This is a genomic window from uncultured Ruegeria sp. (genome assembly GCF_947500045.1).
Taxonomy (GTDB): Bacteria; Pseudomonadota; Alphaproteobacteria; order Rhodobacterales; family Rhodobacteraceae; genus Ruegeria.
In genome coordinates, this window is record NZ_CANMQQ010000003.1 from 314,448 (window position 1) to 338,553 (window position 24,106).

Genomic DNA, 24,106 nt, shown 5'->3' on the forward strand with positions numbered 1-24,106 from the left:
ATCAATCCCCCCCTTGACGTCGACCACGCCATTGGCATGAACAGCTAGTATGAGTACCGCACATCTTACCATTAACCTACATGCACTGACACACAACTGGCGTTCGCTGGACGCTAAGACCGATGTCGAAACCGGAGCAGTTGTTAAAGCTGATGCCTACGGTCTGGGTGCAGAACCCGTAGCCTGGGCATTGGCCGAAGAAGGTGTGCGGAAATTCTTTGTCGCCGTCGCAGAAGAAGGTGCAACTGTGCGCGAGGCGGTGGGTCCCGGGCCGTTGGTCGCTGTCTTTTCTGGCCATATGGAGGGCGATGCCGATCTGCTGCGCCAACACAACCTGACGCCTCTGATCAACTCTCCGCAACAGTTCAAACGCCACCGCGAGGCCCTGCCCGACCACCGCTTTGGTATTCAGCTTGATAGCGGTATGAACCGTCTGGGTCTTGAGCCTGCCGACTGGGCCGAGCTGCGGCACGAGGCCCTTGCGCTGGATCCGCTGGTGGTGATGTCTCATCTTGCGTGCGGAGATGAGCCCGAACATCCCATGAATCGGCAGCAACTGAACACCTTCAAGCAGATGACCGACGGAGTTGAGGCCCCACGTTCGCTTGCGGCGACGGGTGGCACCCTCATGGGGTCGGAATTTCATTTTGATTTCTGCCGTCCGGGGATCGGTCTTTATGGCGGAATGCCCTTTGCCGGGGCGAAACCGGTTGTCACCGTCGATTTGCCTGTGGTTCAGGTGCGCGACGTCGCAGTGGGCGAAACTGTGGGCTATGGCAACAGCTGGACCGCACGCCGGCCATCGAAGATCGCAACAGTCGCGGCGGGCTATGCTGATGGGCTACATCGTGCCATTGGCGGCGGTATTGACGCATTCGCTGGTGATCAGCCCTGCCCGGTGGTAGGACGTATCTCGATGGACTTGATCACCGTGGATGTAACTGATTTGCCCTACGAACCTGACCGCCTGCGAATCCTGAACGGGCACCAAACCGTTGATGACCTGGCCGAAGCTGCCGGAACCATTGGCTATGAAATTCTGACTTCTCTTGGCAGCCGCTTTTCCCGGGGCTACGTGGAATGAACCCCATCTCATTGCTGGGTGAGCTGGGGCGTGCCATCCTGAGCATGCTGGCCGCGTTTGGCCGCGTCGCGCTGTTTGCGCTCGACGCGGTTTCGCATATTTTCCGGCCTCCGTTTTATCCCCGCGAATTTGGCATTGCACTGCTGAATATCGGCTGGTTGTCCTTGCCCGTCGTTGGCCTGACCGCCATCTTCACTGGCGGCGCATTAGCGCTGCAGATCTATGCAGGCGGCGCGCGTTTCAATGCCGAGGCCGTAGTGCCCCAGATCGTCGCCATCGGCATGGTGCGAGAGCTTGGCCCGGTACTGGTCGGCCTGATGATCGCAGCCCGCGTGACCTCATCCATCGCCGCCGAGATCGCAACTATGAAAGTGACCGAGCAGATTGACGCGCTGGTCACGCTGTCGACCCATCCGATGAAATACCTCACCGCCCCGCGTGTGCTGGCGGCGCTGCTCACTGTGCCCGTCCTGGTTGCGATCGGAGATATCATCGGCATTGCAGGTGGTTACACAGTCGCGACGCAAAATCTGGGTTTCAACCCGGCGGCCTATCTTAAAAACACAGTCGATTTCCTTGAGGTGCGCGACATCGTCTCGTCCCTTGTCAAAGGGGCCGCATTCGGCGTGATCGCCGCCATCATGGGCTGCTATTATGGCATGTCCTCGGGCCGCGGTGCGCAGGGCGTGGGCCGCGCCACCAAAGGCTCGGTCGAGGCTGCCGCCGTCCTGATCCTCGCAGCCAATTTCGTACTCACAGGGGTGTTCTTCTCGCTATGATCCGGATGGAGAACGTACATAAAGCCTTTGACGACAACCACGTCCTGCAAGGCATGAACCTTGAGATTCCCAAGGGCACCTCGATGGTCATCATCGGCGGCTCGGGCACCGGAAAATCGGTGGCGCTGAAATGCATTCTTGGCCTGATCAAGCCCGACAGCGGCATGATCTATGTCGACGGCAAGGACGCCCAGAAAGGCGACCGGGATGCGTTTCTGGCCCGCTTCGGGATGCTGTTTCAGGGCGCGGCGCTGTTTGACTCCCTGCCCGTCTGGCAAAACGTCGCATTCCGCCTGCTGCGCGGTTCGCTGAAACGCCCGGTCGAAGAAGCGCGTGAGATCGCCATCGAGAAATTGCGCCGCGTTGGCCTGAAATCCAATGTCGCCGACCGGTTGCCTGCGGAACTGTCCGGTGGCATGCAAAAACGCGTCGGCCTCGCCCGCGCGATCGCCGCCGAGCCCGAGATCATCTTTTTTGATGAGCCCACCACCGGCCTCGACCCGATCATGTCCGGCGTCATCAACGACCTGATCCGCGAGATCGTGACCGAGATGGGCGCCACCGCGATGACCATCACTCACGACATGAGCTCGGTCCGCGCGATTGCCGACAACGTGGCTATGCTGCACGGAGGCGTGATCCAGTGGACCGGCCCGGTCGGCCAGATGGATGCCTCGGGTGATCCTTATGTTGAGCAGTTCATCAGCGGGAGCGCAGAGGGGCCGATTGAGGCAGTGCGGTGAACGCCCCATTAGAAATGGTTTTGGTAAGTCGAGCTGAATTGAGGCAGTAATTATCTTATTCGCGTTACTCCTGTTCCCCCCGATTACGGCCGCTTGTGTAACGGTTACGCTCGGGCAAAAAATTAAAAATAACTCTGCGCACCGGAAAATTGGCCGAATACTGATCTGGGCACCAATTCTTTGCTGCGCATGGATATTGCTTTCAATAGTCGTGCTATTTAACTTATCCAGCTTTCCTGAAAGCACTCAGGATGCGATGTTAACCGGAGATTGGCTGGAATCGGTAGTTGTCGCACCGGTCTTCTTTAGCGCTGTCGCGACGATTGGTGCCGCTACATTTGCGATCGCCAATCGACTCAACACTTTTCATGCTTTTGCGACCATCGTGTTGTGTATTCCAGCAATAAGGATGTTTTTTACATGGTCATCAGAGTTCTTTGGTTGATCAACACCTGACCTTTCTAATTTGCATCATGCGAGCAACCAGATCGAATTTTTGCTTGGAATCTCGTTGTCTCTGACCAATGTATGCATATGCTCCGCCTCGCCACCCTGTCTCTCCTAATCCTCTACCCCATCGCGTGGTTTGCCCCGCTGATGCGCGCAGGGCTCCTCCCGATCTTCGGCCTCAGTGAAATCAGCGTCATCACCGGCCTCCAGTCCCTCTGGCGCTCCGACATCTTCCTCGCGCTGATTGTCACCATCTTCGCCCTCTTCGCGCCGTACATCAAAACCATCGGCACCGCGCTGATCCAATGGAACCTTCTGGACCCGCGCGTCCAACCCGCACTCAACATCCTCGGCAAGCTGGCGATGGCCGATATCTTCCTCATCGCGCTCTATATCACGTTGGCCAAAGGCATCTCATACGCGACCATCGAAACGGCCTGGGGCCTCTACCTGTTTACCGGCTGCATTCTGGCCTCGCTGACCTTAGGTCATATTACAGAGATGACATTTGGATCACGAAAACCTCAGACCTAATTGATTGAAAACGTCTTTCTGAGTATCTTTATGATATTTCGAGCAGCAACAAGTTTGTAGTTCACGGGTCCTCAGCGGATCATATCGTGATTGATTGTCGTCCGCTTTGGCCCGGTTTTGTATCGGTTAAAGAAGGAGATCGACATCATGGCCGCCCTCCACGCAGCAACATTACAATTTCAGAATGCCTTTTTAAAACTGACTTTTTTCCTGATCTGCGCCGCCGCACTCTTCGCGGTCGGTGCCACCGTTTTGTCCGCATTCGGTATCCTACCCTGGCTTTCGATGCAGGCGGGTCTGACTGGCGGAACCGTCGTCGACGCAGGTATCTACATCCAGATCGGACTGACCGCCCTGATCCTGATGCTGGCCTTCTACCTTCCCTCAAACGCCCGGATGATGGCGCTGGAAAACACCCACCGTAAGTTCGCGTTGAATATGCAGGATGTGGCCGGCGCCTATCAGATTGCCCACGCCGCCGACCGCAGCGGCACCTTTGCGCTGGCCTCAGAATTCGACGCGGTGAAAGAGCGAATGGCCTTTCTGCGCGATCACCCCGATCTGCAAGGGCTAGAGCCGCAGGTGCTGGAGCTCGCCGCCCAGATGAGCCAGATCAGTCAGGAGCTGGCTGATACATATGGCGATGCAAAGGTGGAACGCGCCCGCACCTTCCTCAGGCAACGGCATGAAGAATTGGAGCAATTCCAGCAGCGTATCGAAGATGCGCAAACCATTCAGCACGAGTTACGCCAGTGGACCCGCGACATCGAGATCGAGGAATCCATCGCCAAATCGCAACTTGCCCGCCTTAGGGATGAGTTGTTCGATCTGCTCCCCGAACTGTCGGCGCAGCTACAATCTTCCTCAGATGACAAAACACCCGCCAGCGTGGTCGCCATGACACCACCTCGGGCAGCAGAATAAGGCGCGACCAGCGCCCGCCGCCGACGATGGCCCGCAGGGCCTGAGGACGCGGCGCGCGCCCGGCGGTGAGGAAAGCCCGCAAGGGCTTGAAGAACCGCCCCGCCTCGGGCACGAAGGGCGACATGGCAAAGACACAAACCTTCACCTGCTCCGCCTGCGGTGCCTCGCATACACGGTGGTCCGGTCGCTGCGATGGCTGCGGCGAATGGAACACCATCATTCAGGAGCGCCCCCTTTCCGCCGGGCCAGCCAAGAAATCCCTTGGTGGCAAGCGCGGCCAGTCCATTGTCCTCACCGAACTTTCAACTGAAGAATCACCCCCACCCCGCACCCTGTGCGGGGTTGAAGAACTCGACCGCGTTCTCGGCGGTGGCCTCGTCCCCGCTTCGGCCCTGCTGGTTGGCGGTGACCCCGGCATCGGAAAGTCCACCCTTTTACTGCAGGCCGCCGCGCGGTTTGCCCGCAAGGGTGTCAAAACCATCTACGTCTCGGGTGAGGAAGCCAGCGCGCAGGTCCGGATGCGCGCCCGTCGGTTGGGCCTGGAGGAGTCTCCGGTGCAACTTGCTGCCGAAACCAACCTGCGCGACATTCTCACCACGCTTGAGGCCGAGAAACCGGGCCTCGCCATCATCGATTCGATCCAAACCATGTGGGCCGATAACGTGGACAGCACACCGGGTTCGGTGTCTCAAGTCCGCGCTGCAGCCCATGAATTGACAACATTTGCGAAACGACACGGCGTGTCGATCATCATGGTCGGCCACGTCACCAAGGATGGTCAGATCGCGGGCCCCCGCGTGGTCGAACATATGGTCGACACAGTGCTGTATTTCGAAGGCGAGCGCGGTCACCAGTTCCGCATCCTGCGCGCAGTCAAGAACCGCTTTGGCCCCGCGGACGAAATCGGCGTCTTCGAGATGACCGGCAAGGGTCTGGCGCAAGTCACCAACCCGTCAGCCCTATTCCTGTCAGAACGCGGCACGCCCAGCCCCGGATCAGCGGTGTTCGCAGGCATCGAAGGCACCCGCCCGGTGTTGGTCGAATTGCAGGCGCTCGTCGCACCCTCGCCCCATTCCCAGCCCCGCCGCACGGTCGTGGGCTGGGACAGCGGTCGGCTCGCCATGATCCTCGCGGTGCTCGAAGCGCGCTGTGGCATCCCTTTTGCCGGGCTCGATGTCTACCTAAACGTGGCCGGTGGACTGAAAATCAGCGAGCCCGCAGCTGACCTCGCCGTCGCCGCCGCCCTCCTTAGCGCGCGTGAAGACACGGCATTGCCCGCAGATACCGTTGTTTTCGGAGAAATCTCGCTATCTGGGGCACTTAGACCGGCCCCGCAGACCGAAAACAGGTTGAAAGAAGCGCAAAAACTTGGTTTCACGGCGGCAATTGCTCCGGCGGGTGGCAAAACTGGCACTGTGGCAGGTCTGACACTCACCCGACCCTCTGATTTAGTGGGGTTTGTTGGCGAAACCTTCGGAGCAGGTTAAGGTCGCGCCCGAGTGGGCAGAAAAACGAACAGGCGAGGGCCATGGAAGGTTTTACAATAATTGACGGGGTTGTGGCCCTGATCATCGTGCTGTCGGGCTTGCTGGCCTATTCGCGCGGTTTCATGCGCGAGGTTCTGGCCATCGCGGGCTGGGTCGCCGCTGCTGTGCTGGCCTTTATCTTTGCGCCACAAGCAGTGCCATTGGTCAAAGAAGTTCCTGTCGTCGGAGAGTTCCTGCGCGACAGCTGTGAGCTTTCGGTCATTACCGGTTTTGCCGCTGTCTTCGCGGTCGCACTGATCGTGGTCAGCATTTTCACACCGCTGTTTTCTTCACTGGTGCAGCGTTCGGCTCTTGGCGGGCTTGATCAGGCGCTTGGGTTTTTCTTCGGCGTTGCCCGCGGCATCCTGTTGGTCGCCATCGCCTTCTTCGTCTACGATACAGTGATGACGGGGCAGTCTTATACGATGGTCGACGAAAGTCGCTCGGCCAAGGTATTCGAACAGTTCAGCGGCCAGATCGAAGAACAAAACCCCGAGGCTGCGCTGGGTTGGGTAACCTCTCAGTATGAGGAACTGGTGGCAAGCTGCACTGCAGACAACGCCTCTGAAGGTTGATCCGCACAAATCTGATTGCTCAAAAGCCCGGTCTAGACCGGGCTTTTTTATTCGGCGAGATGAGGTCAGACGAACCCTTCGCCGCCGCAGATATTGCAGCGGATCGATTTCAATCCAAAGCATCCGTCGCAGCGGCTTGAGATCGGCTTGCCATATTGGTCACGACTCTTGACGACCATCCCTGCGCCTTTGCAGATCTCGCAGGGTGCGCGACCACCCCCGCGACACCTATGGCACCGTCGCTTGACGGGCTTTTCCTTGGGATCGTTTTGCTTGTGCTGCCACATGGCTTTGATTCACCCCAACCATCTTGGGTACCGGTTTCCGACACCTGGGCTGAATGACATCACGGTTTCGTCATTTTGTCATCAATTACCCCTGTTGCGCGCGAATCCAACCTGCGGCAAATCGCGAATGTGATCCTTTGGTGACACGCGCGGCAATTGGCTTTATGTGGAGGCCATACCGACATGGAATCGGAGCTGCTGACCTTGCTGTATCTGTTTTATTTCGCACTGGCCGCCATTGCGCTTGTGCTTGCGCGCCGTCTTGGCGCCCAGCAACAGACCATTCAGACACCAGTCAGCAGCCATTCCAACCTGAACGCCAGCCAAATAAAGTCATAGAAATTGGAGCCCGTGTATGTGTGGGATTTTGGGGATCGCAAATCGGACACATGATGTCTTTGCGGAAATCTATGACGGGCTGCTGATGCTGCAGCACCGGGGTCAGGATGCGTCGGGGATCGTCACCTTTAATGGTGAATTCTTCCGCGAGAAAAAGGCCAATGGTCTCGTCAAGGACGTGTTCAACGCCAGCGATGCTGAAACCCTGCTGGGCAAGGTGGGCATGGGTCATGTCCGCTATCCCACCGCAGGTTCGCTCAGCGCAGCCGAGGCGCAGCCTTTTTTCGTGAATGCCCCCTATGGCATCTATCTGGTCCATAACGGCAACATCACCAACACCGAAGAACAGCGCGAAAAGGTCACAGCAAAATACAGCCGTCACCTGCGCACCACATCGGATTCCGAAGTTCTGTTGAACGTGCTGGCCGACAAGGTGGCAGATGCCATCAAGGTGAACGGCAATGCCGATCCGGTCCGCAACCTGTTTGCTGGTGTCAAAATGACGATGGAGCGGGTTCAGGGCGCTTATTCCGCGATCTGTCTGGTGGCCGGTGTCGGCATGCTGGCGTTCCGCGACCCTTATGGCATCCGCCCCCTTTCCGTGGCCAAGCGTGAAGCAGCGGGTGACGGGGACGATTTTGCCTTTGCGTCAGAAGACGTGGCCTTTGGCATCAATGGTTTCGACAAGCTGCGCGACCTGAACCCGGGCGAAGCGATCCTGATCGATCTCGACGGTAATATGCACGAATTTCAGGCCGTTGATGGCAAGTTGACACCCTGCATTTTCGAGTATGTCTATCTGGCGCGCCCTGACTCGCTTCTGGATGGCGTGTCTGTTTACAAAACGCAGATGCGTATGGGTCAGACGCTGGCAAAACAGATCAAAGATTCGGGGCTTGAGATCGACCGGATCATCCCCGTTCCAGACAGCGCCCGCCCTGTCGCGCTGGAAGCCGCCAAAATCACCGGCATCCCCTACCGCGAAGGTTTGGTGAAGAACCGATATGTTGGTCGTACATTCATCATGCCCGGCCAGGCAGAACGGCAGAAATCTGTGCGCCGCAAACTGAACGCGGTTCCTCTGGAATTCGACGGCCACAACGTGCTGCTGATTGACGATTCAATCGTGCGTGGCAATACGATCAAGAAGATCGTTCAGATGTGTCGCGAGGCCGGTGCGAAAAAGGTCTATGTCGCCAGCGCATCGCCACCGGTGAAATTCCCCAATGTCTATGGCATCGACATGCCCACGCGCCACGAACTGATAGCATCGGGCAAAGACATCGAAGGTATCCGTCAGGAACTGGGCGCAGACGCCCTGTTTTATCAGGACCTCGATGATCTGATCTGGGCGGCCAAGGAAGGTAATCCCGAGATCGAGGCCTTTGAATGCTCGTGCTTTGATGGCAACTATATCACCGGCGTGGACGAGGATTATCTGAGCAGTCTCGAAAACAGCAGCCGTGTCAGCAAAAAACGCGAAGATATGCAGGTCGTGGGCAGCTCGTGGAACGCGGCCAAGCTGGCCTCGGGCTGATCCTGCGATTCGGCCTTCCTTGCAGCAAAGGCCCAGTGACAGGCCCTGGCAATCATAGGTCAGAATCCGCCGACAACCTTGTGTTGAACAAGCCGCGTTTGCAAAGGGTTCGACGCGCGGCTTTTAAGCCTTCCAGAAATGGGTGCGGTGGCCCTTTTGGTTCGGTTGGACCCGTGCTAGCCGGGCGTTGAAAACCACTCAGAAAACGAGGTTCGGGGGTTCAGCCCGGCTGCAGATCATGGCAAATACAACAGTCAAAAGCGCAGCCACGCAGGCGGGTGCGTTGAAGAAGAATTCGGTCACGGTACTAGGCGTTTTTGGCCCCAAGGCCGAGCTCCAGGCGTTGGTTCGCCTGTCCTCGGGACGGGTAAAGAAGGTGAAGCCCGGCAACCGGGTGGGTTCGGGCAAAGTGGTTGCAATTGATGAAGAAGGCGTTGTGCTGCGACAAAGCGGCCAGAACCGCCGGATCGACATTCCCGGCAGTTGATCCTGACTTGACGCCCTTCGCCCACCGGTTCAAACCCCCCTCATGACCGATCAGACCAAAATTGCCCTCATCACCGGGGCCTCACGCGGGCTGGGCGCGGCACTGGCCGAGGCGCTGGCCCCTGACTATCACATCGTTGCCGTCGCCCGCACGCAGGGCGGGCTGGAAGAGCTGGACGATCGTATTCAGGCGAAAGGCGGATCGGCCACGCTGGCGCCAATGGATATTTGCGATCCGAACGCTATGGCCACCTTGTGCAGGGGCATCCATGATCGCTGGGGCAAGGTCGATCTGTGGCTTCATACGGCAGTCCACACCTCGGCCCTGACGCCCACGCATTTCGTAGACCCAAAAGAATGGGCAAAGGCCTTCAGCACAAACGCGACGGCCACGTCGGTTCTGATTCCATACGTCGCTCCTTTGTTGGGGGAAGCGGGTCATGCGGTGTTCTTTGAAGACCCCAAAGCTGGCGAGAAGTATTATGGCATCTATGGTGCCACCAAAGCCGCGCAGATGGCACTCGCGCGCAGTTGGGAAGCCGAGACTGCACGGACAGGTCCGCGTGTCTCAATTGTTGAGCCTGCGCCGATGCCCACAGCCGTACGCGCGCGGTTCCATCCCGGTGAGGATCGGGAGACACTGAACAGCACTGCGGATGAGGCGGCGCGGATACTGGCGCAGCTTTGAGGGATGGCCCTTGCGGGCCATGCCTCCGGCGGAGGTATTTTTGGCCAGATGAAGCGAGCGGATTATGCGATATGCACGCCGTTACGTCCGGCCAGATCGACGAAGAATTGCCACGCCACGCGGCCTGAACGTGCGCCGCGTGTGGCCTGCCATTCGATCGCCTCGGCCCGCAGGATGTCTGGGTCGAACTGAACACCGTGGGCAGTGCAGTATCGGTCGATCATGGCAAGGTATTCGTCTTGATCACAGGGGTGGAAGCCCAACCAAAGGCCAAACCGGTCGGACAGTGAGACCTTTTCCTCTACCGCTTCTGACGGGTTGATGGCGCTGGACCGTTCGTTTTCGATCATGTCGCGCGGCATCAGGTGGCGGCGGTTCGAGGTGGCGTAAAACACGACATTCTCGGGGCGGCCTTCGATACCGCCATCCAGTACCGCCTTTAGCGATTTATAGTGCTGGTCATCGTGGCTGAACGAAAGGTCATCACAAAACAGGATGAACCTATACGGTGCTGACCTCAGGTGGTTCAGCAGGCGCGCGACGGACCCCATATCCTCGCGCTGCAGTTCGACCAGTTTTAGTTCGGGATGTTCACCCTGCAAAGTCCCGTGCACTGCCTTGACGAGGCTGGATTTCCCCATACCACGTGCGCCCCACAGCAGCGCGTTATTGGCCTTATACCCGGCAGCAAAGCGGCGCGTATTGTCCAGCAGCGTATCGCGTGATCGGTTGATCCCCACCAGCAAATCCAGATCAACCCGGTTAACTTGGGTGACGGGTTCCAGCCGATCAGGCTCCACATGCCAGACGAAAGCCGGGGCTGCCTTGAAGTCGGGTGTGGCCAGCGGCGCAGGCGCGATACGCTCCAACGCGTCGGCGATACGGTTCAGGGCTTGATCGTCCATCGGCTCCTCCCGGGTGTTCCGGCGGATTTCAACCATGTTCCGCCCCGCACAACAAGGGCCGCGCATGAAAAAGGCGCGCCGAAACAGGGCGCGCCTTTGGCTATTCGGTTGCGGGTTACTTGGTCTCGTCGTAATCCTGCATCATGTCCGCATCAGCCTCGGCCTCTTCATCGTCATAGTAGCCATCGGCGCGCAGCTGCTCTTCGCGCTTTTTCTCGACACGGGCGACTAGAAAGATAGACACTTCGTAAAGGCCATAAACCACGGTAAACAGTATCAGCTGAGTGATGACATCCGGCGGTGTCACCAAAGCAGCAAGCACCAGAATACCGACCATCGCGTATTTACGAACGGCTCCCAGCCCCTCGGCCGAAACCAGTCCTGCTTTGCCCATCAGCGTTAGAAGAACCGGCAATTGGAAGCACAGACCAAAGGCCAGGATGAACTTGAGCGTGATATCCAGGGATTCGTTGACCTTCCCAAAGAAGGTAATTTTGACGCCTTCCGTTGTTTCTGGAACAACAAGGATCTCTTCCGGGACATCATCGGCTGCCGGGGCCAACAAGTTTGCGAAGATCGAACTGACATCAGCGAACCCCAAGAAGAACTGCATCGCCAACGGTGTCACCACGAACTGCGCAAAAGAAGCCCCGAGTAAGAACATAAACGGCGAAGCGACAAGAAACGGCAGAAAAGCCCCCTTCTCGGACTTGTAAAGCCCCGGCGCCACAAACCGCCACAGTTGATACGAGATTACGGGGAATGCCAGCGCAAACCCGAATACCATCGAAATCCGAAACAAGGTGAACAGATATTCCTGCGGAGAGGTATATTGCAACGTCGGAGAAGGATCACCGAGTTCACGCAGAGTCGCCTCAATCGGTCGCACCAGAAACTGCAGGATTGGTTCGGCTACAATGAAAGCCAGAACTATTCCTATGACAAAAGCGATCACCGAACGGATCAGCCGTGTGCGCAGCTCGGCCAGATGCTCGATCAGTGGGGCCGAGCTGTCTTCGATCTCGTCAGTCTTGGTCATGAGTTGCTTTCGGTTTTCAGCGCAGCTTCAGCTTCTTCCGCCTTGGCGAGCGCGTCCGCTGCTTCCTTGGCTTTACGTTCTGCAGCAGCACGGGCTGTTGTGGCCTGAATTTTCTTGGCTTGCTCGGCGCGTTCTGACGCCAGCTTGCCAGTCTCGCTGTCGGGGTCGAGCTTGGTTGGATCAATTGAATTGGCAACGTCGCGCGCTGCTTCGTTGATGCCGTCCATTGCGGTGCTGACCGGATTGGTCGCCGCGTTCAGCCCCTTCTTGATCTCATTAACCCCAGCCTCGTCCGCCGCCTCGTTCATTGCGCTGCTGAATTCGCGGGCCATGCCGCGCGCCTTGCCGACAAACCGCCCGACATTGCGAAACAGCACAGGTAGGTCCTTTGGCCCCACCACAATCAGCGCAACGACGCCAATGACCAGAAGCTCGGTCAGGCCCAGATCAAACATCTAGGCTCAGACCTTGTCTTTATCGGTCTCGGGTGTGACGTCCTTGGCCATTTCGGACGCGTCCTGATCGATCTCTTCAGAACCTTCCTTGATGCCCTTCTTGAACGAGGTGATGCCTTTGCCCACTTCGCCCATCAGCGAACTGATCTTGCCGCGGCCAAACAGCACCAGAACCACAACTGCAATCAGCAGGATGCCGGGAAGTCCAATATTGTTGAGCATGTCTTGTCTCCTTCTAAGTCAGCGCAGCGCGCCGGGAATATGAACTGGCCATGTGTCTACGCCCGGACATGCGTCAACAAAAGTGCGACAGGTCAATTCTGTGCGCGAATTTGAACGGATCACGTATTTTTTGCGGTCTGGCATTTTCCAACTGACAGGTTTATGTCAGTTGGATGGAATTAAAAAGACGATATCAAACCTGGTCAACGGAGATTCAAATGACCCATGTTGCAGAAATCGTCACTTTCAAACTCACTGACGGCACATCGCCGGAGGAGTTTGTGAAACTCAGCGAGACGACCGAGGCCTTCGTGCGCGCCGCCCCCGGCTTTACCCACCGACAGCTTAGCCAGGGCGAAGATGGGCGTTGGACGGATTATGTGATCTGGAACGATATGGAGGCCGCAAAAGACGTCGCAGCGCAGTTTCCAAAGCAAGATTTCGCACCCGCCCTGATGGCGGCAATCAATCCCGAAAGCGTTGAGATACGCCACGAGTATGTACTATGGAAAATGACCGCCTAGACGTGGTCAGGGCAGCGCAGAATGCGCCGCACTGACCGTCTGTTCGACATCATCCAGATCCTGCGCAACGGCAAACTGCACCGCGCGCAGGACATCGCGGACCGGCTCGAGGTGTCGGTTCGCACAATCTACCGCGACATGGATACGCTGGTGGCCTCGGGCGTCCCCGTCGAAGGGGAACGCGGCGTGGGCTATATGGTGCGCGAACAAATCACGCTGCCCCCGCTGAACCTGACACCCGCCGAACTTGAGGCCCTGAACCTTGGCATGGCGATCGTGGCAGAGGCCGCAGACCCCGATCTCAAGTCTGCAGCCGAGACGCTGGCCGAAAAGATCGACGCTGTCCTGCCCACTCAAGTCGTGGCCGAGGCCGACAGCTGGAAGTTCGCCGTCTACCCCTTCGCCGATGCAGCACGCGGTCTGGCCCATATGGCGCCAATCCGGGCCGCGATCAAATCACGTCAAAAACTACAGCTCAGTTATCGCCGCATCGACGGCACCCTGACCGAACGCACCATACGCCCGCTTCACATGGAATATTGGGGCCGGGTCTGGACACTGACCTCATGGTGCGAGCTACGAGATGGGTTCCGCATCTTCCGCATTGACCTGATTGAAACTGTCACGCCCCTGCCCGAGATCTTCTCGGACGAACCCGGCAAACGGCTTAGCGACTACGACCCCTACGGGTGATCCGCTCTTCATCTGGCCCTAACTACCTCCGCTGGAGGCATGGCCCGGAACGGGCCATTCCAGTCACTTCAGATAGGGTTCAGGATCAACCGACTCGAACCCTTTGCGGACCTCAAAATGCACGTAGGCATTGTCGCCACCGCGCAAAGAGGCAATCTTTTGTCCCCGACGAACCCGATCACCCTTCTTGACGGTGATCTTTTCGACATTGGCATAGACCGTCAGCAAATCGTTGTTGTGCTTGACCACAATGATCGGAATTTGATCCGCATCTTCCGTGATCGCGGCCACGGTCCCTGCCTCGGCTGCGGTGACGGACGCGCCCGGTGCGGCCGCAATGTCTATGCCCTCATTCTTGCCCTTGTCATAAGTGCGTATGATCGTTCCGTTCACAGGAATCCCAAGGGCCGAACTGCCTGAATTGGTCGGCGCTTCGGCAGTGACATCGGGCGCAGGTGCGGCGGCGGTGACCTTCTCATCCGGCAACGGCTGCGTTGCGCTCGGCGGTGTTGGCGTAGGGGAACCCTCGCCCGGTTGGGTCACAGCAGTTGCCGTTGCCGCAGGTGCAGCAGCACGAGGCGCGGCCTGATCCTTGACCGGGATCAGCAAATATTGGTCTTCGCGCACTGTAAAGTCTGACCCCAGCCCGTTCCATTCGGCCAGCGATTCCACGGACACCTGATAGAGGCGCGAGATCGTATAGGCTGTCTCGCCCCGCTTTACTTTATGCCGGATAGGCTCGGGCCCGGTTGCGACCGGGGCCGGGGCTGCGGCAGGTTGCGCCGGCTGCAAGGTGGATGTCTGAACTGAACCTGTGTTGGGTGCCTCATCAATCGCGGTTCCGGCGATGGACGCGATATCAACACCGCTCGGTGCCCCAACCGAACGCGGCAGGGCCAACACTTCACCATCGCGCAACGAGTCATTGGGTTGCAGCCCGTTGAACCGGGCCAGTTCACCTACGGGCATGCCGATGCGGGCGGCCAGGTCACCAACGGTATCCCCCTGACGGGCGACCGCAACTTGGTAGTTCGGATAAGTGATTACGCCTCGTGCATCAGGCGTCGGACGGCTGGCGGTAGCTGCCAGTGCGGCATCCGTGGTGGAAAACCCGCCGACATTGCCGCGCAGATCATAGTCAAACGGCCCTTCGCACCCGGCCAGAATTGCCAGTGCTGCAACACCACTCGCACAGCGGCGCATTGCTGATTTGGAAACTGCTCTCATTTTATTGTCCTCAACACCTGCCCCTGTTCTCCGGGATTCCGGCGTCTTTAATATACCTTTACGCTCCGTCTTTTCCCAGCCCTTCTAGCAAGGGTACAAAACGAACCGGCAACAATTCGTCGTAGTCCAGCCCGGTTTCAGTGCGTGTGACCCGGATCAGGGTCTGCACCGCATCCGACTGGCCCACGGGCAAGACCATGATACCGCCGATTTTCAACTGCGCCAAGAGCGGCCCCGGAGGATCTTCGGCAGCAGCGGTCACAATGATACGGTCAAACGGGGCCTGCTCCGGCAGACCAAACGATCCGTCCGTCAACATCGCCGTTACATTTGTCAGTCCCATCTCACGGAACAACTGCCCGGTTTCGCGCACCAGTCGCTTGTGCCGCTCGACTGTATAGACACGGCGCGCCAGCTTGGACAGGATCGCCGCCTGATAGCCCGAGCCGGTGCCGATCTCCAAAACCGTATCCCTTGCGCGGACTTGCAACGCCTGCGTCATAAGCCCCACGACAGAAGGCTGACTGATCGTCTGGCCGCAGGCGATCGGCAGCGGCGTATCTTCATAGGCACGTTCGGCAAACAGGCCTTTGACGAACCGCCCCCTGTCGATCTGTTCCATTGCCGCCAGAACACGGGCATCCGTCACCCCTCGCGAACGCAGGGCAAAGAGAAACTGCATGGTGGTTTCGGCATTAGGTCCGGTCATTCGATCGCCTTCAGGGCATCTAGCGCGTCATACGCCGTCAGGTCAGCCCGCATCGGAGTGACCGAAATGTACCCTTCCAGATTCACCGCTGCATCCGTTCCCGGCGCGGTCGGGTTGTGCTGGTAGCCGCCCTTGATCCACAGAAACCGGCGCCCCGAGGGCGAACTGTGCGGCTCGACCCCGAAATGGGTATCGCGCCGGAAACCCTGTGGTGCGACGCGCGCGCCCAGCACTTCTTCTGCGGGAACGGGTGGGAAATTCACGTTATAGAACAAGCGGTAATCCCCCTGCTCTTTCGGCGTCGCATCCAGTATGCGGCGCACCAGATCGGCCCCATATTTGGCCGCAGCCTCGAACGGGTCATCCAGCCCCAGATTGCGAGGCCCAAAATATTGCGACAGGGCGATCGCGGGAATGCCCTGCAACGCGGCCTCCATCGCGCCGCCGATCGTGCCTGAATAAAGGGTATTCTCAGCCGAGTTATTGCCCCGGTTCACCCCCGACAAGACCAGATCCGGTGGGGCATCTTTCATCACATCATGCAACCCGGCCAATACGCAATCCGCAGGCGATCCTTCGGCGGCATAGCGACGCTCCCCCAGCTTGGCGACCATCATCGGGTGGGTATAGCTGATGCAGTGGCCGACGCCCGATTGTTCAAATGCAGGCGCGACAACCCAAACCTCGCCATTTGGTCCCGCCAACTCGGCCGCAATCGCTTCGAGAACAATCAGTCCCGGCGCGTTGATGCCATCATCATTGGTCAGAAGAATTCGCATGCCCGATCCACCCTTGTTTTGCCCTTGATAGACGCGCCTCTGCGCTGCGACAAGCAATGCACCTACGCAATCTGCGGCTTTCACGCACCACTTGGGTGAAAATGCAGGGTCAGAGCGTCAGGCCGGGAACACAAAACACCGGTCACGGCGGATGGTCAGCCACATGACCCGGCCCGCTTTGGGAACAAAAACATTCGGCACCGTCGCCTTCAGAACCGAACCATCATAGTCCATCCGGAACTCGACCAGGCTTTCGTTGCCAAGAAAACGCGCCCGTTCAACCACGCCCCGCGCCGCAACGCCATCCGTAGGTGTGGGCACCGGACCTTTGCCATTGCGGTCGAAATCCAGCTTAACGTGCTGTGGTCGAAATACGATCTCGACATCGGTCCCATCCGGCACTCCTGGCGCCAGAAAGCGACCAAAGGGTGTGTGCGCCAAAGCGCCGTTAACTTGCGACTTCAAGACGTTGACATCACTGAAAAATGCCACCGCCGCTTTGTCAGCCGGACGGGTGTAGACATTATACGGCGCACCCTGCTGCACGATTTTTCCGCGCCGCATCAGTGCGATTTCGTCGGCCATCCGCATCGCCTCGTCCGGCTCATGCGTGACCAGCAGAACGGCTGCGTCTTCTTCTTTGAGGACTGCAAGCGTCTCATCCCGAATACCGTCGCGCAGACGGTTATCCAGACCTGAAAACGGCTCATCCATAAGCATGATCCGTGGACGTGGCGCCAGCGCGCGTGCCAAGGCCACCCTCTGCTGTTCACCTCCCGACAGCTGATGCGGATACCCGTCGATAAACCGCATCAGATCGACCTTGGTCAGCAGCTCTTCGACCCGAGCGCGTTTCTGCTCTTTGTTGCCTTTCAGCCCAAAGGCGACGTTATCCGCCACACTCAGATGTGGAAACAGTGCAAAATCCTGAAACATCAATCCGATCTCACGCCGTTCAGGCGGTACTCGGAATACCGTGTCGCAGATCAGCTTACCATCGACATAAATCTCGCCCGAGGTCTGCATTTCGACGCCCGCGATCATGCGCAAAGTGGTCGACTTGCCACAACCCGACGGCCCCAGCAAACAGGTCACCTGCCCGGCCTGCACGGTCAGCGACACGTCATCCACAACCGTCCGCCCACCGAAGCGTGCCACGAGATTGCGAATTTCCAATCGAGGAGGAGTTGTATTCACTGTCACCAATGGACCCCGTTGCCTTTCCCGATCAAATCCATCGGGCTTAGGCGGGGATAACAACCCCGCCCATCAGGCGCAAGGGATCAGCAACACCCGGTCGAGGCGGCCTCTCCTTGAACGACAAAGGGGCTATCCCCGCCGCAGCCTTCAAAAATCCCGTAATGGGTCGTGAAGTCACCGATGAATTCAAAATGACGCGCAAACCGGGTGTCTTGCAGCATCATCCAGGTATTTCCACAGACCGGAAACACCTTGCCGGTCTCGATGGCGTGGTGATCATCCAGCACAAACCCGTGCGACGCATGTGGCACGGTTCCGTTGTAGATCACGGCCTGACCATAGTCTTCACAGGCGGGCTCCAGTTCTGGAAGTTTGAACAGGCGATAAGTGGCCGAGATAAAGCTTAATGGTGCGACCCGTTCTTCCAGAATTGGGTTCTCGATGGTCAAAGGCCGATGCGTGACCCTGCGCGGATCACCAAACCCGACCTCCCGCGACATCGATAGGAAATCATTCCAATAGAGCGCGCCTGACAGGCATTCGCCATACAGAACCTCATCCTCGGCCATTGCCTTGGGCACCCGGCGGTCGGCATAGACGTCCGAGAAATACATCTCACCGCCCTCTTTCAGTAACCGATGCGCCCCGCGCAGCACAGCCGCCTTGTCGGTCGCCAGATTGATCACGCAGTTCGAGACGATGATGTCGAACGAACCCGGCTCGAGGTCCAGTTCATCAAGCTTTTCGATATAGCCGTGATGAAACTCCACGTTGCTGGAAGAATGTCCAAAGGTCTGTGCGTGGTAATCCTGATGCGCGCGGGCAACGTCCAACTGCTCGGGCGTCATGTCCACGCCCACCACACGACCCTTTTCGCCCACCATGGCAGACAGAGCGTACACGTCTCGGCCCGCGCCACAGCCAAGATCAAGGATATGCATCCCCTCCAGATCCAGCGGCGCGATCAACCCGCAGCCATAGTAACGTGTCAGCACATCATCATGAATTTGTGACAGAATTTTCTTAACGTGATCCGGCATATCATCCGGTGTACAGCACGCGTTTGTCTGCAAATCCGCGCTGCCTTGCAATACTTCACCATAGTAGTTCTGCACAGCCTCATGATTCATCCGGGCATTCCTTTTGTCACTGGTTGAATTGCAGCTAGTGCAGCATACCGCGCCGCGCAATCTACCAGAGCCCATTCTGACGAAACAGTGACAGCGTTCAGGCCAGCAGTTCGAAATCAATGCCCGTGCGCACCCGCCCGTTCACCTGAATCTCCAACCGATGCGGTCCGGGCACCAGTTTAAACGTGGTCGCATTACCTTTGAGCTTATGACGTTTGCTGAGCGTCAGTTGCCCATCTTTCAGTTCTGCCTGTTTCAGCTTGTGAACCTTGGGTGAAACTTTCCCACCAGGACGTTGGAAATGAACAATATAATCGATCAGTACGGGTTGGCTGTTCGCGCCATTCAAACGGGTTTCGAATTCCAGAACCTCACCAATCCGAGCCGGGCCGTTTACCTGGAGCTCAACCGTAATATCGGCATCCGGATCATATCCCAAGGCCCTCATCGCCCCCGAATGCCCTGATTTTACAAGACCTCTCAAGGCGTGTGAGGTCATCCAGTGCAACTCTTCCCTGTCCTGTTGATTTGACTCGCCCCACAAACGCAGGCGCTCCAGCACAATATCCGGGTCTTTTTTGGTGATGTCATTCAAGTGGTTTGCAATCGAACGCGTCACATAACGCGTTTGGTCCCCATGTAGCCGGTCAAGCAACGGCAACGGGTCTGACAGGGCCAAACCAACGGCCTGCCCCCACGGCAAACGTGGCCGCGTTCCTTCGCTGACCAGACGACGCACATGATAGCTGGGATGCGCGCACCAGTCCTGCATCCGTTCCATCACCAGTTCGGGATGGTGGTTGAGGAAGGGGCGGATCGCCCATTCCATTGAAAATCTCTGAGTTATCTCTTCCAAAACCGACAGCGACAATTCAGGGTGATCAAGGCCGATCGCGCAGACCCAATCGCCTAAGGGTGCAAAGATGAAATCACCGAAATCATCATCGCTTTTGCCGGGGTCCAACGGAGGCGGCAACGCCCGCAGAATGATCGGAGCAACCGTAGGCAAATCACCGGGAACGGCGTCTTGTAAACACGCCGCGATCCACGCCATACGTTCTTTCAGCTCAAGTTCAGGCAGGCGTGCCATCACCTTTGCTTCGAACGCTTCCGCTTTGAAACTTGGTTCAGCATCAGCGAATAAACCCGCTAGATAGCGCGTCTTTTCCGCATTGAAAAACTGATCCTTCAGGGAAAAATTTTGCGTCATTCTTACATCGTCAGATTGGTACCACCGCCGTCCAGCAGAATGTTCTGCCCAACGATAAATCCGGCATGTTGCGAACATAGAAACGCGCAAGCCGCCCCGAACTCCGCCCGAGTTCCATAACGGCGCGCGGGGATGGTCGCGGCACGTTCTGCCCGCGCCTCATCAATCGAGATACCCTTTTGCGCGGACACCCCGCCATCCAGAGCATCCGCCCGGTCAGTTGCATGAATTCCGGGCAACAGATTGTTGATCGCAACCCCATTCGCGGCCACTTGCCGCGATGTGCCGGCCACATATCCGGTCAATCCCGTTCGCGCCGCATTTGACAGGCCCAGCACCGCAATCGGCGCACGCACGGATTGCGAGGTGATATTCACCACCCGGCCCCAGCCTTTATCCATCATCCCCGGCAGCAGCGCCTTCATGAAGGCAATCGGCGTCAGCATGTTGGCGTCCAGCGCTTTGATGAAATCGTCCCGTTCCCAATCCGACCACATACCGGGTGGCGGCCCGCCAGCATTTGTAACAAGGATATCAACACTCTGCGCGGCATTGATCACCTCAGCCTGACCTTCGGGCGTGGTGACATCGCACGCGACAGCCTGCACTGCGACACCATAGGTCGACCGCAGGCGTGTGGCCTCGGCCTCAAGCACTTCGGCACCCCGCGCATTCATTACCAGGTCGACACCGGCCTCGGCCAGTGCCTCGGCACAGCCCAAACCCAGCCCTTTGCTGCTGGCGCAAACCAACGCACGTTTTCCACGAATTCCCAGATCCATTCTGACCCTCCCTTACCTTGCCACACATCTAGCACCGGCCCGGCAAGGAAGGCCAGAATGGGATTGTTGGATCAGTAGAAGAACTCTTCCCGCACGATCTTGCCGTCGGCAACGTGATAGACACCGACCTCGCGCATATCAAAGCTTTCGCCGGATTCCTTCACCTTGCCCTGAACTTCAAAAATCACGGCAAACCGGTCGTCACCATGCGGGAACGGATCACTGACCGATGCACCCGAGACCTCATGCGCGCCTTCCCACCATTCGTGTTTGCCTCGGATCGCGTCCCGGCCATGTGTTTCTCGCCCCATACCCATCGCGTCCGCGGCCTCAACTGAAACCGCATCCGCTGCATAGAGCTTATCCAGATTTTCCTTGGCTCGGTTCTCACGGCATCCGGCAACCAGTTCGTCAGCAATCTCTTTCAAATTCATCGGTCCACTCCACAATTTGTTCACTATATGTTCTTATTGCCACAGAGACATGATTCGAACCAGTCCCTTTGTCTTGCTTCGGCAGGATTCCCCGCCTATACGCGCGTGCATGCTTGATACCTCGAACCAACCCGTTTTGCCGCCCGAGATCGCCCGGCGCAGAACATTCGCCATCATCTCGCACCCGGATGCGGGCAAGACGACGCTGACTGAAAAGTTCCTGCTTTATGGCGGTGCCATTCAGATGGCCGGTCAGGTGCGCGCCAAGGGTGAGGCACGGCGGACCCGTTCTGACTTTATGCAGATGGAGAAGGATCGCGGCATATCGGTCTCCGCCTCGGCGATGTCGTTTGACTATGGGAACTTCCGGTTCAATCTTGTGGACACACCCGGCCACAGCGATTTTTCGGAAGATACCTATCGTACACTGACCGCCGTGGATGCCGCCGTGATGGTGATTGACGGTGCGAAAGGTGTGGAAAGCCAGACTCAGAAACTGTTCGAGGTTTGCCGCCTACGTGATCTGCCAATCCTGACCTTCTGTAACAAGATGGACCGCGAAAGCCGCGATACGTTCGAGATCATCGACGAAATTCAGGAAATGCTGGCCATCGATGTCACTCCCGCCGCGTGGCCTATCGGCGTGGGTCGCGATTTCATCGGCTGTTACGACATGCTGCGCGACCGGTTAGAGCTGATGGACCGCGCCGACCGCAACAAGGTGGCCGAGAGCATTCAGATCAACGGGTTGGACGACCCCAAGCTGGCCGAACACGTGCCCGAGCACCTGCTGGACAAGCTGCTGGAAGAGGTCGAGATGGCGCGCGAATTGCTGCCCAAGCTTGACCCTCAGTCGGTTCTTGAGGGGCACATGACCCCGATCTGGTTCGGCTCGGCCATCAACTCGTTTGGTGTCAAGGAACTGATGGAAGGCATCGGTGCCTATGGTCCGCAGCCTCAGGTTCAATCTGCCGAACCACGCCAAATTGCGCCGGATGAAAAGAAGGTCTCTGGGTTTGTCTTCAAGGTGCAGGCCAATATGGACCCCAAGCATCGCGACCGGGTGGCCTTTGTCCGCATGGCAAGCGGTCACTTCAAACGTGGCATGAAGCTGACCCATGTGCGGTCTAAAAAGCCCATGGCGATCTCGAACCCCGTGTTGTTCCTCGCCTCTGACAGGGAACTGGCCGAAGAGGCTTGGGCCGGTGATATCATCGGTATTCCCAACCACGGCCAGCTGCGCATCGGTGACACACTGACCGAGGGTGAGGCGATCCGCGTGACCGGCATCCCCTCTTTCGCACCCGAGCTGCTGCAAACTGTGCGCCCGGGCGATCCGATGAAGGCAAAGCATCTGGAAAAAGCCCTGATGCAATTTGCCGAAGAAGGCGCGGCCAAAGTGTTCAAACCTTCAATCGGGTCAGGCTTTATCGTGGGTGTCGTAGGCGCGCTGCAATTCGAAGTCCTCGCCAGCCGGATCGAATTGGAATACGGCCTGCCAGTACGGTTTGAGGCATCCCAGTTCACTTCGGCCCGCTGGGTCAATGGTGAAAAGGTTGAGGTCGAGAAATTCGTCAACGCCAACAAGCAGCACATCGCGCATGACCATGACGGTGACATCGTCTATCTGACGCGCCTGCAATGGGATATTGATCGGGTGGTGCGCGATTATCCTGCACTGAACCTGACCGCGACAAAGGAAATGATGATCTGACGGAGACTGCGGACAAACCAGATATGACGCCGACCAAGACGACTTGGGGCATTGTATCCACGATCCGCGCCCCGCGTGAGGACATTCTGCGCTTTGCCGCCCACCATCTCGATATTGGGGCGGACCGGATCCATATTTTTCTGGACGAACCGGTCCAAGAAGACATGACCGCATTGCGCGAGCATCCCAAAATCAGGGTACGCACTTGCGACGCGGCATTTTGGAAACGTCGCGGGCGCGAACGGCCGGACAAGCATCAGGTCCGGCAATCCTCGAATGCCAACCTGATCTACAAACGAACCGATCTGGACTGGGTCACCCATATCGATGTCGACGAATTTCTTTGGCCGATGTCCCCGATCCCCGACCTGTTGCACGATATCCCAGAGGACATCCCCGCCGTCCGCATCCGTCCGATCGAGGCGCTGGTAGGGGACGACGATCTTTACAAAGCGTTCATTCCCGAGGGCGAGCAGCGGCAGACGCTGGTCGAGTCGCTTTACCCCAAGTTCGGTGCTTATGTGTTGGCCGGGTTCATGAGCCATATTCAAGGCAAGCTGTTCGTGCGCCGCGGCCTGAAGAAACTGAGCGACCGAATCCACAACCTCTTTCAGCACGGTGAATTTCTACCTGTCAGGACCGAGCTTCCCCAGATCGATCTATGCCATCGTCACGCCCCGGATTGGGAGCACTGGCTGGCGCATTACCGGTTTCGCCTCGAACGAGGCTCGTATCAGGCAAGCCCCACTCCGAACCGGCCACGAAAACTCGGTGGGTTGAATAAGTTTGAATTGCTCAGCCTCCTCGAAGCTGAGTACGGCCAAGATGGCCTGAAGGAATTCTATGACGAAATCAGCGCCGCCGACCCTGAGGTGCTGAAAAGGCTTGAAGATAACGACATGATCCGGCACCGTCCGCTTGGTCTGGACCGGAAAGTCGCGAAACACTTTCCCGGAACCATCTGAATTGTTGCAGAAATCCCTGTTTCTGCCAGATTGGGCGCAGGTTAAACCGTCTTCATTTGACCCTGCCCCACGTTTTTGTTATGCCCGCGCCACAGCCGAAACGCGCATGGGGCGCATGGCCTTCCGGGCCCGGCACTTTCAGACGCGCGGGCCAGGTCTAGTGTCC

The 24,106-nt window shown here is 57.9% G+C and carries 27 protein-coding genes; 15 read left to right on the forward strand and 12 right to left on the reverse strand.

What is annotated here, in order from left to right:
* Positions 1-49 precede the first annotated feature (49 nt).
* From alr to Q1B46_RS07460, 11 genes are all read left to right on the forward strand, one after another.
* Entirely contained in the window at positions 50-1,084 is a 1,035-nt protein-coding gene (alr, locus tag Q1B46_RS07410) for an alanine racemase (RefSeq protein ID WP_299946418.1), read from the forward strand.
* A complete protein-coding gene (locus tag Q1B46_RS07415) occupies positions 1,081-1,863 on the forward strand; it encodes an ABC transporter permease (RefSeq protein ID WP_299946420.1) in 783 nt (260 codons plus the stop codon). The genes alr and Q1B46_RS07415 overlap by 4 nt, the downstream gene beginning before the upstream one ends.
* Positions 1,860-2,606, forward strand: coding sequence for an ATP-binding cassette domain-containing protein (locus Q1B46_RS07420; protein WP_299946422.1), 747 nt, complete (start codon positions 1,860-1,862; stop codon positions 2,604-2,606). The genes Q1B46_RS07415 and Q1B46_RS07420 overlap by 4 nt, the downstream gene beginning before the upstream one ends.
* Before the next feature lie 534 nt (positions 2,607-3,140).
* The gene (locus tag Q1B46_RS07425; protein WP_299946702.1) at positions 3,141-3,590 is read left to right on the forward strand and encodes a paraquat-inducible protein A; all 450 of its coding nucleotides are present in this window, start codon (positions 3,141-3,143) and stop codon (positions 3,588-3,590) included.
* A gap of 147 nt (positions 3,591-3,737) precedes the next feature.
* A complete protein-coding gene (locus tag Q1B46_RS07430) occupies positions 3,738-4,514 on the forward strand; it encodes a DNA repair protein (protein WP_299946425.1) in 777 nt (258 codons plus the stop codon).
* Between the two features lie 122 nt (positions 4,515-4,636).
* On the forward strand, positions 4,637-6,001 hold the full coding sequence (gene radA / locus Q1B46_RS07435; RefSeq protein ID WP_299946427.1) for a DNA repair protein RadA: 1,365 nt from the start codon (positions 4,637-4,639) through the stop codon (positions 5,999-6,001).
* A gap of 41 nt (positions 6,002-6,042) precedes the next feature.
* Positions 6,043-6,615, forward strand: a complete 573-nt coding sequence (locus Q1B46_RS07440; RefSeq protein ID WP_299660811.1) for a CvpA family protein — start codon at positions 6,043-6,045, stop codon at positions 6,613-6,615.
* Between the two features lie 470 nt (positions 6,616-7,085).
* Positions 7,086-7,241 (forward strand): hypothetical protein, encoded by a 156-nt coding sequence (locus tag Q1B46_RS07445; RefSeq protein WP_299946430.1) that lies wholly within the window; start codon positions 7,086-7,088, stop codon positions 7,239-7,241.
* A 16-nt stretch (positions 7,242-7,257) separates the two neighbouring features.
* Positions 7,258-8,778, forward strand: a complete 1,521-nt coding sequence (purF, locus tag Q1B46_RS07450; protein ID WP_299946432.1) for an amidophosphoribosyltransferase — start codon at positions 7,258-7,260, stop codon at positions 8,776-8,778.
* Positions 8,779-9,016: 238 nt separating this feature from the next.
* Positions 9,017-9,265 carry a pilus assembly protein PilP gene (locus Q1B46_RS07455; protein WP_299660818.1) on the forward strand — a complete coding sequence of 83 codons (249 nt, stop codon included), beginning with the start codon at positions 9,017-9,019 and terminating at the stop codon, positions 9,263-9,265.
* Positions 9,266-9,307: 42 nt separating this feature from the next.
* Positions 9,308-9,952, forward strand: a complete 645-nt coding sequence (locus tag Q1B46_RS07460) for an SDR family NAD(P)-dependent oxidoreductase (RefSeq protein ID WP_299946436.1) — start codon at positions 9,308-9,310, stop codon at positions 9,950-9,952.
* A gap of 62 nt (positions 9,953-10,014) precedes the next feature.
* On the opposite strand, the gene Q1B46_RS07465 is transcribed toward Q1B46_RS07460, so the two are convergent.
* From Q1B46_RS07465 to Q1B46_RS07480, 4 genes are all read right to left on the reverse strand, one after another.
* Positions 10,015-10,857 (reverse strand): ATP-binding protein, encoded by an 843-nt coding sequence (locus Q1B46_RS07465; RefSeq protein ID WP_299946439.1) that lies wholly within the window; start codon positions 10,855-10,857, stop codon positions 10,015-10,017.
* Between the two features lie 115 nt (positions 10,858-10,972).
* Positions 10,973-11,896, reverse strand: a complete 924-nt coding sequence (locus Q1B46_RS07470) for a twin-arginine translocase subunit TatC (RefSeq protein WP_299660827.1) — start codon at positions 11,894-11,896, stop codon at positions 10,973-10,975.
* Positions 11,893-12,351, reverse strand: coding sequence for a Sec-independent protein translocase protein TatB (tatB, locus tag Q1B46_RS07475; protein ID WP_299946442.1), 459 nt, complete (start codon positions 12,349-12,351; stop codon positions 11,893-11,895). Before tatB ends, Q1B46_RS07470 begins: the two co-directional genes overlap by 4 nt.
* A gap of 6 nt (positions 12,352-12,357) precedes the next feature.
* A complete protein-coding gene (locus Q1B46_RS07480; RefSeq protein WP_299660833.1) occupies positions 12,358-12,573 on the reverse strand; it encodes a twin-arginine translocase TatA/TatE family subunit in 216 nt (71 codons plus the stop codon).
* A gap of 218 nt (positions 12,574-12,791) precedes the next feature.
* Here Q1B46_RS07480 and Q1B46_RS07485 point away from each other — a divergent pair, with 218 nt between their 5' ends.
* Both Q1B46_RS07485 and Q1B46_RS07490 read left to right on the forward strand, forming a co-directional pair.
* Positions 12,792-13,097: a hypothetical protein gene (locus tag Q1B46_RS07485; RefSeq protein WP_299946447.1), complete on the forward strand. Its 306-nt coding sequence runs from the start codon at positions 12,792-12,794 to the stop codon at positions 13,095-13,097.
* A 21-nt stretch (positions 13,098-13,118) separates the two neighbouring features.
* Positions 13,119-13,790, forward strand: coding sequence for a YafY family protein (locus tag Q1B46_RS07490; protein WP_299946450.1), 672 nt, complete (start codon positions 13,119-13,121; stop codon positions 13,788-13,790).
* Positions 13,791-13,853: 63 nt separating this feature from the next.
* On the opposite strand, the gene Q1B46_RS07495 is transcribed toward Q1B46_RS07490, so the two are convergent.
* From Q1B46_RS07495 to Q1B46_RS07530, 8 genes are all read right to left on the reverse strand, one after another.
* Positions 13,854-15,017, reverse strand: a complete 1,164-nt coding sequence (locus Q1B46_RS07495) for a peptidoglycan DD-metalloendopeptidase family protein (protein WP_299946453.1) — start codon at positions 15,015-15,017, stop codon at positions 13,854-13,856.
* Positions 15,018-15,075: 58 nt separating this feature from the next.
* Positions 15,076-15,726 (reverse strand): protein-L-isoaspartate(D-aspartate) O-methyltransferase, encoded by a 651-nt coding sequence (locus tag Q1B46_RS07500; RefSeq protein WP_299660844.1) that lies wholly within the window; start codon positions 15,724-15,726, stop codon positions 15,076-15,078.
* On the reverse strand, positions 15,723-16,505 hold the full coding sequence (gene surE, locus Q1B46_RS07505) for a 5'/3'-nucleotidase SurE (protein ID WP_299946456.1): 783 nt from the start codon (positions 16,503-16,505) through the stop codon (positions 15,723-15,725). The genes Q1B46_RS07500 and surE overlap by 4 nt, the downstream gene beginning before the upstream one ends.
* Positions 16,506-16,622: 117 nt before the next feature.
* Positions 16,623-17,708: an ABC transporter ATP-binding protein gene (locus Q1B46_RS07510; RefSeq protein ID WP_299946459.1), complete on the reverse strand. Its 1,086-nt coding sequence runs from the start codon at positions 17,706-17,708 to the stop codon at positions 16,623-16,625.
* 80 nt (positions 17,709-17,788) lie between these two features.
* The gene (locus Q1B46_RS07515; protein WP_299946462.1) at positions 17,789-18,835 is read right to left on the reverse strand and encodes a methyltransferase domain-containing protein; all 1,047 of its coding nucleotides are present in this window, start codon (positions 18,833-18,835) and stop codon (positions 17,789-17,791) included.
* 97 nt (positions 18,836-18,932) lie between these two features.
* Positions 18,933-20,045, reverse strand: coding sequence for a hypothetical protein (locus tag Q1B46_RS07520; RefSeq protein WP_299946465.1), 1,113 nt, complete (start codon positions 20,043-20,045; stop codon positions 18,933-18,935).
* Between the two features lie 2 nt (positions 20,046-20,047).
* Positions 20,048-20,827 carry an SDR family oxidoreductase gene (locus Q1B46_RS07525; RefSeq protein ID WP_299946468.1) on the reverse strand — a complete coding sequence of 260 codons (780 nt, stop codon included), beginning with the start codon at positions 20,825-20,827 and terminating at the stop codon, positions 20,048-20,050.
* A 71-nt stretch (positions 20,828-20,898) separates the two neighbouring features.
* The gene (locus Q1B46_RS07530) at positions 20,899-21,261 is read right to left on the reverse strand and encodes a SnoaL-like domain-containing protein (RefSeq protein WP_299660860.1); all 363 of its coding nucleotides are present in this window, start codon (positions 21,259-21,261) and stop codon (positions 20,899-20,901) included.
* A gap of 109 nt (positions 21,262-21,370) precedes the next feature.
* Here Q1B46_RS07530 and Q1B46_RS07535 point away from each other — a divergent pair, with 109 nt between their 5' ends.
* A complete protein-coding gene (locus tag Q1B46_RS07535; protein WP_299946471.1) occupies positions 21,371-22,975 on the forward strand; it encodes a peptide chain release factor 3 in 1,605 nt (534 codons plus the stop codon).
* Between the two features lie 23 nt (positions 22,976-22,998).
* Positions 22,999-23,940, forward strand: a complete 942-nt coding sequence (locus tag Q1B46_RS07540; RefSeq protein WP_299946473.1) for a glycosyltransferase family 2 protein — start codon at positions 22,999-23,001, stop codon at positions 23,938-23,940.
* Positions 23,941-24,106 lie beyond the last annotated feature (166 nt).

Excerpts from the sequence above, each read along its gene's own strand:
- alr (WP_299946418.1), top strand. The coding sequence starts at position 50 with ATGAGTACCGCACATCTTACCATTAACCTACATGCACTGACACACAAC.
- Q1B46_RS07415 (WP_299946420.1), top strand. The coding sequence starts at position 1,081 with ATGAACCCCATCTCATTGCTGGGTGAGCTGGGGCGTGCCATCCTGAGC.
- Q1B46_RS07420 (WP_299946422.1), top strand. The coding sequence starts at position 1,860 with ATGATCCGGATGGAGAACGTACATAAAGCCTTTGACGACAACCACGTC.
- Q1B46_RS07425 (WP_299946702.1), top strand. The coding sequence starts at position 3,141 with ATGCTCCGCCTCGCCACCCTGTCTCTCCTAATCCTCTACCCCATCGCG.
- Q1B46_RS07430 (WP_299946425.1), top strand. The coding sequence starts at position 3,738 with ATGGCCGCCCTCCACGCAGCAACATTACAATTTCAGAATGCCTTTTTA.
- radA (WP_299946427.1), top strand. The coding sequence starts at position 4,637 with ATGGCAAAGACACAAACCTTCACCTGCTCCGCCTGCGGTGCCTCGCAT.
- Q1B46_RS07440 (WP_299660811.1), top strand. The coding sequence starts at position 6,043 with ATGGAAGGTTTTACAATAATTGACGGGGTTGTGGCCCTGATCATCGTG.
- Q1B46_RS07445 (WP_299946430.1), top strand. The coding sequence starts at position 7,086 with ATGGAATCGGAGCTGCTGACCTTGCTGTATCTGTTTTATTTCGCACTG.
- purF (WP_299946432.1), top strand. The coding sequence starts at position 7,258 with ATGTGTGGGATTTTGGGGATCGCAAATCGGACACATGATGTCTTTGCG.
- Q1B46_RS07455 (WP_299660818.1), top strand. The coding sequence starts at position 9,017 with ATGGCAAATACAACAGTCAAAAGCGCAGCCACGCAGGCGGGTGCGTTG.
- Q1B46_RS07460 (WP_299946436.1), top strand. The coding sequence starts at position 9,308 with ATGACCGATCAGACCAAAATTGCCCTCATCACCGGGGCCTCACGCGGG.
- Q1B46_RS07465 (WP_299946439.1), bottom strand. The coding sequence starts at position 10,857 with ATGGACGATCAAGCCCTGAACCGTATCGCCGACGCGTTGGAGCGTATC.
- Q1B46_RS07470 (WP_299660827.1), bottom strand. The coding sequence starts at position 11,896 with ATGACCAAGACTGACGAGATCGAAGACAGCTCGGCCCCACTGATCGAG.
- tatB (WP_299946442.1), bottom strand. The coding sequence starts at position 12,351 with ATGTTTGATCTGGGCCTGACCGAGCTTCTGGTCATTGGCGTCGTTGCG.
- Q1B46_RS07480 (WP_299660833.1), bottom strand. The coding sequence starts at position 12,573 with ATGCTCAACAATATTGGACTTCCCGGCATCCTGCTGATTGCAGTTGTG.
- Q1B46_RS07485 (WP_299946447.1), top strand. The coding sequence starts at position 12,792 with ATGACCCATGTTGCAGAAATCGTCACTTTCAAACTCACTGACGGCACA.
- Q1B46_RS07490 (WP_299946450.1), top strand. The coding sequence starts at position 13,119 with ATGCGCCGCACTGACCGTCTGTTCGACATCATCCAGATCCTGCGCAAC.
- Q1B46_RS07495 (WP_299946453.1), bottom strand. The coding sequence starts at position 15,017 with ATGAGAGCAGTTTCCAAATCAGCAATGCGCCGCTGTGCGAGTGGTGTT.
- Q1B46_RS07500 (WP_299660844.1), bottom strand. The coding sequence starts at position 15,726 with ATGACCGGACCTAATGCCGAAACCACCATGCAGTTTCTCTTTGCCCTG.
- surE (WP_299946456.1), bottom strand. The coding sequence starts at position 16,505 with ATGCGAATTCTTCTGACCAATGATGATGGCATCAACGCGCCGGGACTG.
- Q1B46_RS07515 (WP_299946462.1), bottom strand. The coding sequence starts at position 18,835 with ATGAATCATGAGGCTGTGCAGAACTACTATGGTGAAGTATTGCAAGGC.
- Q1B46_RS07520 (WP_299946465.1), bottom strand. The coding sequence starts at position 20,045 with ATGACGCAAAATTTTTCCCTGAAGGATCAGTTTTTCAATGCGGAAAAG.
- Q1B46_RS07525 (WP_299946468.1), bottom strand. The coding sequence starts at position 20,827 with ATGGATCTGGGAATTCGTGGAAAACGTGCGTTGGTTTGCGCCAGCAGC.
- Q1B46_RS07530 (WP_299660860.1), bottom strand. The coding sequence starts at position 21,261 with ATGAATTTGAAAGAGATTGCTGACGAACTGGTTGCCGGATGCCGTGAG.
- Q1B46_RS07535 (WP_299946471.1), top strand. The coding sequence starts at position 21,371 with ATGCTTGATACCTCGAACCAACCCGTTTTGCCGCCCGAGATCGCCCGG.
- Q1B46_RS07540 (WP_299946473.1), top strand. The coding sequence starts at position 22,999 with ATGACGCCGACCAAGACGACTTGGGGCATTGTATCCACGATCCGCGCC.